The following is a 12,530-nucleotide window of genomic DNA, read 5'->3' on the forward strand; positions in this document are numbered from 1 at the left end:
CCGAGCAGCTGAAGGGTCAGGGCTTCGACTTCAAGAAGCTCTACGGGGTCGACGGAAACTACGGCGTCATCACGGATGCGGACACGAACGTCGACATCGCGGGCGCCCAGTTCAGCAACCCGGGTGTGCAGGCGACCTCGACCTTCCAGAGCGATCTGCAGGCACTGGTCAAGAAGCAGGGCGGTAAGAAGCTGACGGTGTTCAGCTACGCGCCGGAATCCTACGACGCGACCGTGCTGCTCGCGCTCGCCGCGCTCCAGGGCGGCAAGACGGATGGCGCGACCATCAAGGACAACCTCAAGTCGGTGTCGGAGGGCGGCACGAAGTGCAAGACCTTCTCCGCCTGCGCCAAGTTGATCAACGACAAGAAGGACATCAACTACGACGGTCTGTCCGGCCCGGTGACGTTCGACAAGAACGGCGACCCGAGCCAGGCCTACGTCAGCATCTACAAGTACACGACCGGTAACAAGACCGAGTACGAGGATGCCGTCTACGGCGACCTGACCAAGAAGTAAGTAGTCAGTCACACCGAACGAGGGGGCTCGGCCGCAAGGCCGGGCCCCCTCTTTCGCGTCCGGACTCGTTCCGGCCGTGCCTAGGAGCCGAAGCCGCAGTGCCTGGCGACGAAGTCCTTGAGCCGGTCCCTGATCGTCCCGTCCAGCGGAAGGGTGAACCGTCCGTCCGCGACGGTCGGCGTGCTGACGTGGACGGGCAGCAGCGTGCCCACCTTGTCCTCGCCGATGGCGTGGGCGTCGCAGCGGTTCGGCACGATGTCGAGGATCACGGTCCCCGCGGGGGAGGTGCCGCTGACCGTCTCTCCGATCGGCCAGTCCTGGCCGCTCACCGGCTGGAGCAGGACGGTGCCCGCCACCCGCTCGAGGGTGAACGCTCCGCCGGATCCGGTCGGGCTGATGCTCACGGTCAGATGCGCCACCGAGTGGGGCCCGTCCCCGGTGACGCCGAGGGCGGTCGCCTCGACCCTGGCGATGCGGTCGACGGCCTCCTCCAGGCAGCCCTGGCCGGTCACCCGCGCGACATCGCCCAGGGTGTCCGTCGCCCGGACGGTGTGCCGGCCGTGCCCGCCGTCCGGCAGGGTGAAGGAGAGCGACACGCGGGACGGCGAGTCGGCGGCGGCCGAGCAGCGGGCCGCGGGCAGGACGACCGGGAGATCGCGGGTGATCCCCGCTGGCACCTCCGTCGGCCTCCCGTGCCAGGCGATGGGCGCGGTGAATCGCTCGGACCGGAAGGTCGCCGCCGTGATCGTGATCGGTGCCTTCCCGCGGTTGATCACCTCGAGCTGCAGCCGCCGCACCTCGTAGTCCGACCGGTACTGCTTGACGTTGACCTCGACGCCTGACGGCAGGCGCGCCGGCGGCGAGGAACAGGCGGTGAGCGCGATCAGGACGGATGCCGCGGCCACGATCGCCGTGCCGGCGCGTCCTCCCATGGGGGTTTCCCTCCCGCTGTTACCTGTTCTTCTCCTGGTCGGCGGCGAGCGTTCCGAGGTAGAGCTCGATGACCTTCGGGTCGTTCATGAGCTCTCGGCCGGCGCCGGTGTAGGCATCCTTCCCCTGGTCGAGCACGTAGCCGCGGTCGCAGATCTGCAACGCACGCCTGGCGTTCTGCTCGACGATGAGGACGGACACCCCAGCCCGGTTGATCTGGGAGACGTTGATGAAGGTCTCGTCCTGCCGCACGGGCGACAGGCCCGCGCTCGGCTCGTCGAGGAGCAGGACGCTCGGATCCATCATGAGCGCCCTCGACATGGCCACCATCTGCCGCTCGCCGCCGGACAGCGATCCCGCCCGCACCTTCAGCCGCTTCGACAGCTCCGGGAACAACGAGGTGACGAACTCGAGACGCTCCGGGTACGCCTTGGGATTCTGGTACAGCCCCATCTGGAGGTTCTCGTCGATCGTCAGGCTCGGGAAGACGTTGTTGTTCTGCGGCACCATGCCGACGCCCTTGCTGACCAGCCTGTCCGCCTTGAGCCCGGTGATGTCCTCCCCGTGGAGGGTGACGCTGCCGCTGCGGATGCTCACCTGGCCGAACACCGCCTTGAGCAGGGTGGACTTCCCCGCCCCGTTCGGGCCGATGATCCCGACCAGCTCGCCCTTGCCGACGTAGACGTTGCAGCCGTTGAGGATGTTGACTCCGGGGATGTATCCGGCGACCAGCTCGGTGGTCTGGAGCACGATCTCATCGCTGGTCATCGGCGGCCTCCTCTTCGATCTCGTGGCGAATCAGTTCGGAATCCATGTCCTGCGCAATCTCGAGTTGGCCCCGCATCGTGCCGAGGTCGGTGTCGTGGTGGGCGCCGAGGTAGGCGTCGATGACCGCCGGGTCGCTCATGACCGTGTCCGGCGAGCCCTCGGCGACGATCCGGCCCTCCGCCATGACGATCACCCAGTCGGCGATCTCGCGGACCACGTGCATGTCGTGCTCAACGAAGAGCACCGTCATCCCCTGGTCCTTGAGCTCGAGGATGTGCTGCAGCAGCGACTGCGTGAGGGCCGGGTTCACGCCGGCCATGGGCTCGTCGAGCATGACCAGCGCGGGATCGGTCATGAGCGCCCTGGCCATTTCGAGCAGCTTGCGCTGGCCGCCGGACAGGCTCGCGGCGTAGTCCTCCCGCTTCGTGTCCAGCTTGAACTTCGCCAGCAGGAAGTCGGCCTGATCGGTGATCTCCTTCTCCCGGCTGCGCCAGGCGGGTTTGACCAGCGCCGTGAAGAAGTTCTCCCCCGACTGCCTGGTGGCGCCGAGCAGCATGTTGTCGATCACCGTCATGAGGCTGAGCGCCTTGGTCAGCTGGAAGGTGCGCACCATTCCGCGTCTGGCGACCTTGAACGCCGAGACGCCGGCGAGGTTCTCTCCCTTGAAGGTCCAGCGACCGCTGTTCGGCTTGTCGAAGCCGGTCAACAGGTTGAAGAAGGTCGTCTTGCCCGCCCCGTTCGGCCCGATGAGGGCGGTGATCGCATTCGAGGGGATCTCCACGTGATCGATGTCGACCGCCGTGAGCCCGCCGAAGTGCCTGCTGACGTTGTCGGCGACGATGATGGGGTTCTTCTTGGCGACGCCGGGGCCGACGGGTCCGTCGACCAGCTCCGCGATCGGGATCTTAGGCACTGAAGAACACCTCTTTCTTGTTGCCGAGAATTCCCTGCGGTCTGAAGATGACCAGGAGAGCCAGGGCGACACCGACGATGATGAAGCGGATCGGGCCCTGCTGGGTCGCCGTGATCGGGATGACCCCCGAGTTCACCCCGAGGCTCAGCAGGCCGTCCGAGAGCGAGAGCACGACCCAGAAGATCATCGAGCCGATGACGGGGCCGAAGACCGTGGTCGCGCCTCCCAGCAGCATGATCGTGTAGAGGAAGAAGGTGAGCTGGGTGCCGTAGTTGTCCGGCTGGAGGGAGCGCGGCAGGATGAACAGCGCGCCGGCGAGCCCGCCGAGGACGCCGCCGAGGACCAGCGACTGCATCTTGTAGGAGAAGACGTTCTTGCCGAGCGCCCGGACCGCATCCTCGTCCTCGCGGATCCCCTTGATGATGCGGCCCCACGGGCTGCGGATCAGCGCCCACACCAGCAGGCAGGCGAGCAGCACGAGCGCCCAGCCGACGATCCGCACCCATACCGCGTCCTGGTTGTAGGTGAGCACCCCCCAGCCGTAGGTGCCGTCCGGTATCGGGTTGATCGCGTTGAAGCTCGCGGATGCGCCGTTCAGGCCGGTCGCCCCGCCGGTCACGTTGGAGATTTCCGCTGTCTTCACCGAGAGCCGGATGATCTCCGCCGCGGCGATGGTGACGATGCTCAGATAGTCCGCCCTGAGTCGCAGGGTGGGAACCCCGAGGACGAAGGCGAACAGGACGCTGGCGACGATGGTGGCCAGGATGGCGAAGGGAAGCGGCCAGTCGAACTTGAGCGAGGTGATGGCGAAGGCGTAACCGCCGATGGCCATGAAGCCGGCCTGGCCGAAGTTCACCAGCCCGGTGAACCCGAAGTGGACGACGAGGCCGATGGTGGCCAGGGCGTACGCCGCGGTCGTCGGCGAGATCAGTTCGCCGAATGCGAGAGGAATGAAGTTCATGGTTTTCCTGCCGTCCTAGCCGATTCGTTCCCGTTTGCCGAGAATGCCCTGAGGCCTGAACAACAGGATCAGGATCATCACGACGAGGGCTGCCGCGTACTTGAGGTTGTCCGGCAGCCAGAGGGTGGAGAGGTTCATGAAGATGCTCAGCACGAGCGACCCGACGAGCGCCCCGAAGGCCGAGCCGAGGCCGCCGAGCGTCACCGCGGCGAAGATGAGGAGCAGGATCGAGCTCCCGGTGTCCCAGCGCAGCGACTGGTAGTAGCCGATCAGCACGCCGGACAGGGCCGCGAGCGCCGCGGCACCGATCCAGATGTACCTGATGACCCCGTCGACGTTGATGCCGGATGCGGCGGCGAGCGAGCGGTTGTCCGACACCGCCCTCGCCGCCTTGCCGATCTTGGTCCTGAGCATGATGTAGGCGACCGCGAGGAGCACGACGATGCTCACCACCGCGCCCATCACATCCGTGAACCTCAGGCTGACCGGGCCGATGACGAGGAAGGGGGAGGGATCGTTCGGCAGCGACAGCCGGTCGGCCCCGAAGAAGAAGGCGAAGATGTACCGGGTGGCGAGGGCGAGCCCGATGCTCACGATCATCAGCGGGACCAGGCCGACGCCCTTCTTGCGCAGCGGTTTCCAGATCGCGAGGTCCTGGACGTAGCCGAACAGGCCGCCGAGGATGACCGCGCCGACGATGCCGAGCCAGCCGGGCAGGCCGAAGACCCCGCTGATGAGGTAGGCCATGAGCGCCCCGAAGGTGACCAGCTCGCCGTGGGCGAAGTTGTTCAGACCCGTCGTCCCGTAGATGAGCGAGACGCCGATCGAGGCGAGGGCGATGAGCAGCCCGTAGATGATCCCCGTCACGAGCTTCGAGACGAGGAGGTCCCAGAACTCTCCGGAGGATCCGGCCGACGATCCGGTCGTCGAGCCGCTGTCGGATCCGGGGGCCGCAGTGGTCCCCGGGGTCGGGGTGGCCACGGTCGCCGCGGCGCCGATCAGGAAGTTGGCCGGGACGTCCTTGTTGGTCTCGCCCACGTCGACCCGGCGGGGGTTCGTCCCCGTGGGAAGGCTGCCGATCCCCGCGGGGATCGTCTTCTCGTCGATGGTCACGGTGTAGGTGCCCGGTGCGGGCAGTCCGACGGAGACCCGACCCTGCGCATCCGTCGTGAAGGTCTCGCTGAACTTCTTCGGCCCCGTCACCGCGACGCCGAGGCCGGCGACGCCGGACTTGTCGCTCAGGACGCGGACCCAGACGGAGATCGACTCCGGTGCGGTGGCCGGATCGATGATGTCGCCGTGGGCGCCGGTGTCGGCCGGACCGTCGCTCGCCATGGCCGGGCTCGCCGAGAGGGCGAACATGGCCAGCAGCGCGGCGAAGAGTACGACTGGCCAGCGCGCTCGGCGTCTGTGGGCTGTAGCGATCGTCACGGAACCTCCAAGACGGGCCAGCCGGGACCGGGAAGTCCCGCGCCTTCTGGCGGCCGTCGTCGTTGACGTTACTAACGGTTTGTGTCCCCCGTGTTTCAAGGACGACACAATCTCTGGTTCGCCCATTATCGGGGTGGAATAGCGGGGAGGGCCAAACGGTTAATATTGATTACCGGAATCCGCGTGTCGAGTCCGGCTTCCTTATCTCAGCGGTCGTGCGAAAAAGAGGACTCATGGACAGAGCAGATCCCTTCGGTTTCATCGGTCTCACCTATGACGATGTGATGCTGCTCCCGGGACATACGGATGTCATCCCCAGCGAGGCGGACACCACCACCCGCCTCAGCCGCCGGATCACCGTCGCGGCTCCCCTCCTCTCCTCCGCCATGGACACCGTCACCGAGTCGCGGATGGCGATCGCGATCGCCCGTCAGGGCGGCCTGGGCGTGCTGCACCGCAACCTGTCGATGACCGACCAGGCGGAGCAGGTGGACCGGGTCAAACGCAGCGAGTCCGGCATGATCACCAATCCGGTGACGACCAGTCCCGATGCCACCGTCGCCGAGGTCGACGCGCTGTGCGGCCAGTTCCGGGTGTCCGGCCTGCCCGTCATCGAGGCGGACGGCACGCTCGTCGGGATCATCACCAACCGCGACATGCGTTTCGTCTCTCCCTTCGAGAAGTCGACGACCCTGGTCAGGGACGTCATGACCCGCGCCCCCCTGATCACGGCGCCGGAGGGGATCGATCCCGACGACGCCGTCGCCATCTTCGCGCAGCACAAGATCGAGAAGCTGCCACTGATCGACGGTGCCGGCAGGCTCCGCGGGCTGATCACCGTCAAGGACTTCGACAAGTCAGAGAAGTACCCGAACGCCACCAAGGACGAGGAGGGGCGTCTGCGGGTCGCGGCGGCCATCGGCTTCTTCGGGGACGCCTGGGACAGGGCGATGCTGCTCATCGACGCCGGAGTCGATGCGATCGTCGTCGACACGGCGAACGGCGACAGCAAGGGCGTCATCGACATCATCCGCCGCCTCAAGAGCGATCCCGCGGCTCGGGACGTCGATATCATCGGCGGCAACGTCGCGACGCGCGGCGGGGCGCAGGCGCTTGTGGATGCCGGCGCGGACGCGATCAAGGTCGGCGTCGGTCCCGGCTCCATCTGCACCACCCGGGTCGTCGCCGGTGTCGGCGTTCCCCAGGTGACCGCCGTCTACGAGGCGTCGCTTGCCGCACGCGAGAGCGGCATCCCCGTGATCGCCGACGGCGGCCTCCAGTACTCCGGAGACATCGCCAAGGCGCTCGTCGCCGGGGCGGACACCGTCATGCTCGGCTCTCTGCTCGCCGGCTGCGACGAGAGCCCAGGCGACCTCGTCTTCGTCAACGGCAAGCAGTACAAGAAGTACCGCGGCATGGGCTCGCTCGGTGCGCTGCAGACCCGCGGCGAGAAGACCTCCTATTCCAAGGACCGCTACTTCCAGGCCGACGTGCCCTCCGACGACAAGCTCATCCCCGAGGGCATCGAGGGCCAGGTGCCCTATCGTGGACCGCTCTCCGCCGTCGCCTATCAGCTGCTCGGTGGACTGCGCCAGTCCATGTTCTACACGGGAGCCCGCACCATCGAGGAGCTCAAGAGCAAGGGCAGGTTCGTGCGGATCACCCCCGCCGGCCTCAAGGAGTCGCACCCCCACGACATCCAGATGACCGTCGAGGCGCCGAACTACTCGCGCTGAGCCTCCCGCGGCGCCGTCGTCCGCGGCGCTGCGGCATCGCACGGCGGCATTCGGTAGCGGTCGGGGTTGTGCGTCGCGGTTGGGGTTGTGCGTCGCGGCGGGAGATAAATCACCCCGCGGCGGCGAATTCGTCTCGCGGCGGGAGGTGAGTCTCCCTCCGCGAGAGAGTTTCTCCCTCCGTAACCGGGAACCACCGGATCTAGTGCCCTGCTCCTCCTCAGATCTCGCCGCGGGGAGCCGTGCACCGAACGGTTTCTCTGCGTCCCGGCGTCGTCGGATCGTCGGGATGCTCGATGCATGGAATACACGGCGCTCGACTGTGACGGCCTCATCCTCTTCGACCGCGTCCGAGGCCTGGTAGGTGATGCACGCGTCCTGCGGCGAGATGTTGAGCGAGGCATCCTGGTCAAGCTGCGCAGGGGAGCATTCGTCGAACGTTCCAGGTGGGATCAGCTCGAGCCGCGGGACAGACACCTGCTGCGCATCCATGCCGTCGCCGCCGTGGCGCGTGAACCGGTGATCGTGGCCGGAGAGTCCGCCGCAGCGGTCTGGGGCATGCCGATCGCCGGCGACTGGCCCGCTGAGGTCACGATAATGCAGGAGTGGCGAGGCGGTGGCCGGTCGGAGCCCGGTGTGCGCCGGACAGCGGCCGGATTCACGACCGTCCGGATCGACGAGATCGATGGTCTGCGGGTCACCTCCTTGTCGCGCACGGCGCTGGATGTTGCACGTCGAGCCAGTTTTCCCGATGCGATTGCCTCGCTCGATTGGGCCTTGTGGCGGAAGAATCCCCGAGCGGTCAGCAAGGAGGAACTCCAGGACGAGCTCCGACGGCTGAATCCGAGAGCCCGTGCGCGTCATCTGGAACGAGCACTCGAATTCTCCACCAGCCTCTCCGACTCCTTCGGGGAGTCAAAGACGCGCGCGGTCATCCATCTGCTTGGTTTCGCCGCTCCAGAGCTTCAGGTCGAGTTCCGCGATTCGCAGGGGACGATCCAGCCAGACTTCTTCTGGCGCTCGGTCATGCATGCCGCGGAGTTCGACGGCAAGGCGAAATACACCAGACAGGAGTACACGCACGGGAATCCGGGCGAAGTGGTCTGGCGGGAAAAGAAACGCGAGGACCGTCTACGCAGAGCCGGGTGCGGCGTGACCCGAATTCTGACCGAGCATGTCGAGCATCCGCATCGCCTTGAGACGATGTTGCTCGAGGCGGGGATCCCGCGCGGCGGGAAGAAGTGAATCGCGGCGGGAGTAACAACTCCCTCCGTGAGCGCGTTTACCCGCCGCGACGAAAGACGTCTCCCGCCGGGAAGCATGTTCTCCCTCCGCGACGGACAACAACTCGCTCCGCGACGAAAGACGTGCCTCACCGCGAGGCTCGTTAGAAGGAGAGGGACAGGTGGTGCGGCGCCTCCTCGATCGGCCGGATGAGCGGCACCGCTAGGCTGGAGAGGTGACTGACATAGAGATCGGCCGTGCCAAGCGCGCCCGTCGGGTGTACGCCTTCGACGACATCGCCATCGTGCCGAGCCGGCGAACTCGCGACCCGCAGGACGTCTCGGTCAACTGGAGCATCGACGCCTACCACTTCTCCATCCCGTTCCTCGCCGCACCGATGGACTCCATCGTGTCGCCGGCCACGGCCATCCTCATGGGCAAGCTGGGCGGGCTCGGCGTGCTCGACCTCGAGGGCCTCTGGACGAGGTACGAGAACCCGGAGCCGCTGCTCGACGAGATCCGTTCGCTGCCGGCCTCGGAGGGCATCCGGCGAATGCAGCAGATCTACGCCGAGCCGATCAAACCGGAGCTCGTGATCAGCCGACTGGCCGAGATCAGGGCCTCCGGCGTGACGGTCGCCGCCGCGCTCTCCCCCCAGCGCACCCAGCAGCTCTACAAGACGGTCGTCGAGGCCGGGGTCGACCTGTTCGTCATCCGCGGCACGACCGTGAGCGCGGAGCACGTCTCCAAGAACCAGGAGCCGCTCAACCTCAAGAAGTTCATCTACGAGCTCGATGTCCCCGTCATCGTCGGGGGAGCTGCCGGATACACGCCGGCGCTCCACCTCATGCGCACCGGCGCGGCCGGCGTGCTCGTCGGCTTCGGCGGCGGCGCGGCCTCCTCGACCAGGGCGGCCCTCGGCATCCATGCCCCGATGGCGACGGCGGTGGCGGATGTCGCCGGCGCGCGTCGTGACTACATGGACGAGTCCGGCGGTCGATACGTGCACGTCATCGCCGATGGCGGTCTGGGGACCTCGGGCGACATCGCGAAGGCATTCTCCGTCGGCGCCGACGCGGTCATGCTCGGATCGACCCTGGCCCGCGCGACGGAGGCTCCCGGCGGCGGCTGGCACTGGGGTGCCGAGGCCCATCACAGCGAGTTCCCGCGCGGAGACCGGGTCAAGGTCGGATCCGTCGCCCCGCTGGAGCAGATCCTGTACGGGCCGTCCACCGTGGCCGACGGAACGGTGAACCTCGTCGGAGCGCTGCGGCGGTCCCTCGCGACGACCGGATACTCGGATCTCAAGGAGTTCCAACGCGTCGAGGTCGTCGTCGCGCCGTATCACAAGCCCCGCCGCGAGTAGGCGCCGTCCCACCCGCGAGCCGCCTGCGCTCGCGGCGAACGGAGGGGGTGCTTGCCAGGCGCTCCGGTAGGCTTGAAGCAGCTTTCACAATCCCTGAAGGAGTCAGTGCCATGGTCGATGTGCGACGGGTCAAGCTTCCCGGGGTGGGCGTGCTGCACACCTTCGTGACCGCGGACGGCGGCAAGGCGGGGGTCATCACCCATCGTTCCGGGCACAGCGACCTCATCACCTTCGCCGACGAAGAGGACGGCTCGGACGCGAGCAAGGTCTCGCTCCGGCTGAGCGAGGACGAGGCCCACACCCTCGCGGAGCTTCTCGGAGGCACCCGCATCACCGAGGGCCTCGACAAACTCGACCAGATCCCCGGCCTCAGCATCGACTGGTTCACCGTTGACTACGACGACTACATCGCGGGCAAGCAACTCGGCGATCTTCCCTCCCACGGCATCGTGGGCCTGACCGTCGTCGCGGTGGTCCGCGGCGAATCGGCCAACCCGGCTCCGGCGGAGGACTTCAAGGTCTTTCCGGGTGACACCCTCGTGGTGGCAGGCTCACCGGAGAAGGTCGCCAAGGCCTTCAACTTCTATCGCACCGGTGAGATGGGCCACAAGGTATCGGCCGCTTCCCCGCCGGGGGAGTAGCGATGCACGTGGGTGAAGAGCTCCTGGTCCTCGGGCTCCTGTTCCTCATCGCCTATGTCCTCGGACGCCTCGGGAAGCTCATCGGGCTGCCCGCGATCCCGATCTACATGCTGGTCGGGCTCGTCGCGAGCCCGCACTTCCACCTCTTCCCGCTCAGCTTCAAGTCGGCCGACGTCGAGCTCGTCGCCGTCTTCGGGCTCATCTTCCTGCTGTTCAGCCTCGGGCTGGAGTTCGATCAGGACGAGTTCTACGGCAATGTGAGGGCGTTGCTGCTCTCCGGCGGCACCCGAATCATCATCAACATGGCGGTCGGCTTCGGGTTCGGTGTGTGGGTGGGCTGGGGCACTCGCGAGGCCCTCATCATCGCGGGGATGACGGCGACCTCCTCGAGCGCGATCGTCACCAAGCTGCTCATCGAATTCCGCAGGCTCGCCAATCGCGAGACGCCGGCCATCCTCGGCATCATGGTGCTCGAGGACGTCTTCGTCGCCATCTACCTCGCGATCATCTCCGTCGTGCTCGGCGGCGAGAGCGGCTTCTGGCCGGTCGTGCTGCAGCTGGCGATCTCCTTCGTCTTCCTCGTCGCGATGTTCGTGCTCGCCAGGTGGGGCGGCAGGGTCGTGTCGCGGCTCGTGCAGACCCGCGACGACGAGCTGTTCACCATCCTGTTCTTCGGCCTCGCCGTCGCCTTCGGCGGCATCGGCGAGCTGCTCGGGGTGTCGGATGCGATCGGCGCCTTCCTGATCGGCCTCGTGCTGGGAGCGACCCGGTTCCGCACCCGCATCGAGCAGTTCTCGTTGCCGCTGCGCGACGTCTTCGGAGCCTTCTTCTTCCTCAACTTCGGCCTCGCCCTCGACCCGTCGACCTTCGGCAGCGTGGCCGTCCCCGTCGCCGTCGCGGTTGTGCTGACCCTCGTCGTGAACACCCTCGGCGGCCAGCTGATCGCCTGGTTCAACAAGCTCACGCCCGCCGAGGGACTGAACGCGAGCGCTATGCTGCAGAACCGCGGTGAGTTCGCGCTCATCCTCGCGACCCTCGCCACCGGTGCCGGACTGGATGCCAGGCTCACCCCGTTCGCCGGACTCTACGTCCTCATCATGGCGATCGTCGGCCCGGTCCTCGCGGTCAACTCGGAGAAGTTCGGCAACCGCTTCCTGCGCCCGAAGAAGCGTCCGAGGGTGCAGCCGCAGGCGCGTGATGCGATGAGCGAAGAGAACATCGCGCTCGTCGAGGCCGCGACGGCGGGGATGGATGCCGAGGAGCCGGTCGAGGTCTCCGACGCCGCGGATCGCCTGATCGAACAGGCCATGCAGCAGACGGACGAGCAGGCACAGACAGAACGTCAGAGAGATCCGGAGTACTAGGGAAATGTGGTCCGTCGCGCGGCGTCCTCGCTGGATAGCCGCACTGGTGTTCGCGCTTGTGCTCGCGGCGGCCTTCGCCGCCCTGAGCCAGTGGCAGCTCGGTCGCAGCGTGTCGACCGGCACCGTCGTCACCCGCAACACGGAGACGGTGGTCCCCCTGGACTCCGTGGCGAAACCGCAGAAGCCGATGACCGACAGGGCGAACGCGCAGCTGGTCTCGGCCACCGGCAGCTGGGTCCCCGGTGACTACGTGCTGGTGAGCGATCGGCTCAACAAGGGTGTCGCTGGCTACTGGGTGGTCGGGCACTTCTCCGCCGACCAGCGGGGAGGCAAGCCGGTCGGCCTGGTCGTCGCGCTGGGCTGGTCGCCGAACCGCGTGGGTGCCGCCTCCGCGTTGAAGGCACTGCCGGGGTCGCAGCCGACGGGAACCGTGACGGTGTCGGGGCGATACTTCCCGAGCGAGGGCCCGCAGGACGGCGACTTCCAGAAGGGCGCGCTGAGCACGATCTCGCCAGGGGCGATGATCAACCTGTGGAAGGACACCGATCCCGCCGGCGTCTATGCGGGGTATCTCGTGTCCGCCGACGCCCCGAAGACGCTGACCACGATCGACTCCCCGCGGCCGACCTCCGACGTCGAGCTCAACCTGCTCAACGTCTTCTACGCCATCGAATGGGTGGT

11 protein-coding genes and 1 pseudogene are annotated in these 12,530 nt (G+C 67.0%); 7 read left to right on the top strand and 5 right to left on the bottom strand.

The window, feature by feature from the left end; translation table 11 throughout:
* Window positions 1–518, top strand: a pseudogene (locus VGC18_RS09390) (branched-chain amino acid ABC transporter substrate-binding protein); the annotation flags it as partial.
* An 80-nt stretch (window positions 519–598) separates the two neighbouring features.
* Here VGC18_RS09390 and VGC18_RS09395 read toward each other — a convergent pair.
* The 5 genes from VGC18_RS09395 to VGC18_RS09415 are packed head-to-tail and all read right to left on the bottom strand — an operon-like array spanning window position 599 to window position 5,521.
* Window positions 599–1,450 carry a hypothetical protein gene (locus VGC18_RS09395; protein WP_331096601.1) on the bottom strand — a complete coding sequence of 284 codons (852 nt, stop codon included), beginning with the start codon at window positions 1,448–1,450 and terminating at the stop codon, window positions 599–601.
* 19 nt (window positions 1,451–1,469) lie between these two features.
* Window positions 1,470–2,216, bottom strand: coding sequence for an ABC transporter ATP-binding protein (locus VGC18_RS09400; RefSeq protein WP_331096603.1), 747 nt, complete (start codon window positions 2,214–2,216; stop codon window positions 1,470–1,472).
* Window positions 2,203–3,129 (bottom strand): ABC transporter ATP-binding protein, encoded by a 927-nt coding sequence (locus tag VGC18_RS09405; protein WP_331096605.1) that lies wholly within the window; start codon window positions 3,127–3,129, stop codon window positions 2,203–2,205. The genes VGC18_RS09400 and VGC18_RS09405 overlap by 14 nt, the downstream gene beginning before the upstream one ends.
* Window positions 3,122–4,090 (bottom strand): branched-chain amino acid ABC transporter permease, encoded by a 969-nt coding sequence (locus VGC18_RS09410; RefSeq protein WP_331096607.1) that lies wholly within the window; start codon window positions 4,088–4,090, stop codon window positions 3,122–3,124. Before VGC18_RS09410 ends, VGC18_RS09405 begins: the two co-directional genes overlap by 8 nt.
* Before the next feature lie 15 nt (window positions 4,091–4,105).
* Window positions 4,106–5,521 carry an ABC transporter permease subunit gene (locus tag VGC18_RS09415; RefSeq protein ID WP_331096609.1) on the bottom strand — a complete coding sequence of 472 codons (1,416 nt, stop codon included), beginning with the start codon at window positions 5,519–5,521 and terminating at the stop codon, window positions 4,106–4,108.
* 233 nt (window positions 5,522–5,754) lie between these two features.
* On the opposite strand from VGC18_RS09415, the gene guaB reads away from it, so the two are divergent.
* The 6 genes from guaB to VGC18_RS09445 all read left to right on the top strand — a co-directional run.
* Window positions 5,755–7,257 carry an IMP dehydrogenase gene (guaB, locus tag VGC18_RS09420; protein WP_331096611.1) on the top strand — a complete coding sequence of 501 codons (1,503 nt, stop codon included), beginning with the start codon at window positions 5,755–5,757 and terminating at the stop codon, window positions 7,255–7,257.
* 297 nt (window positions 7,258–7,554) lie between these two features.
* Window positions 7,555–8,499: a hypothetical protein gene (locus VGC18_RS09425; protein ID WP_331096613.1), complete on the top strand. Its 945-nt coding sequence runs from the start codon at window positions 7,555–7,557 to the stop codon at window positions 8,497–8,499.
* 214 nt (window positions 8,500–8,713) lie between these two features.
* Window positions 8,714–9,844, top strand: a complete 1,131-nt coding sequence (locus VGC18_RS09430) for a GuaB3 family IMP dehydrogenase-related protein (protein WP_331096615.1) — start codon at window positions 8,714–8,716, stop codon at window positions 9,842–9,844.
* 110 nt (window positions 9,845–9,954) lie between these two features.
* Window positions 9,955–10,485: a cation:proton antiporter regulatory subunit gene (locus VGC18_RS09435; RefSeq protein WP_331096617.1), complete on the top strand. Its 531-nt coding sequence runs from the start codon at window positions 9,955–9,957 to the stop codon at window positions 10,483–10,485.
* 2 nt (window positions 10,486–10,487) lie between these two features.
* Window positions 10,488–11,849 (top strand): cation:proton antiporter, encoded by a 1,362-nt coding sequence (locus VGC18_RS09440; RefSeq protein ID WP_331096619.1) that lies wholly within the window; start codon window positions 10,488–10,490, stop codon window positions 11,847–11,849.
* 46 nt (window positions 11,850–11,895) lie between these two features.
* A partial coding sequence (locus VGC18_RS09445; RefSeq protein ID WP_331096621.1) for an SURF1 family cytochrome oxidase biogenesis protein occupies window positions 11,896–12,530 on the top strand: 635 nt, incomplete at its 3' end.

This window comes from Lacisediminihabitans sp. (genome assembly GCF_036404185.1).
Taxonomy (GTDB): domain Bacteria; phylum Actinomycetota; class Actinomycetes; order Actinomycetales; family Microbacteriaceae; genus Lacisediminihabitans.

Coding starts and splice junctions, on each gene's coding strand:
- VGC18_RS09395 (WP_331096601.1), bottom strand. CDS start 1,450: ATGGGAGGACGCGCCGGCACGGCGATCGTGGCCGCGGCATCCGTCCTG.
- VGC18_RS09400 (WP_331096603.1), bottom strand. CDS start 2,216: ATGACCAGCGATGAGATCGTGCTCCAGACCACCGAGCTGGTCGCCGGA.
- VGC18_RS09410 (WP_331096607.1), bottom strand. CDS start 4,090: ATGAACTTCATTCCTCTCGCATTCGGCGAACTGATCTCGCCGACGACC.
- guaB (WP_331096611.1), top strand. CDS start 5,755: ATGGACAGAGCAGATCCCTTCGGTTTCATCGGTCTCACCTATGACGAT.
- VGC18_RS09425 (WP_331096613.1), top strand. CDS start 7,555: ATGGAATACACGGCGCTCGACTGTGACGGCCTCATCCTCTTCGACCGC.
- VGC18_RS09435 (WP_331096617.1), top strand. CDS start 9,955: ATGGTCGATGTGCGACGGGTCAAGCTTCCCGGGGTGGGCGTGCTGCAC.
- VGC18_RS09440 (WP_331096619.1), top strand. CDS start 10,488: ATGCACGTGGGTGAAGAGCTCCTGGTCCTCGGGCTCCTGTTCCTCATC.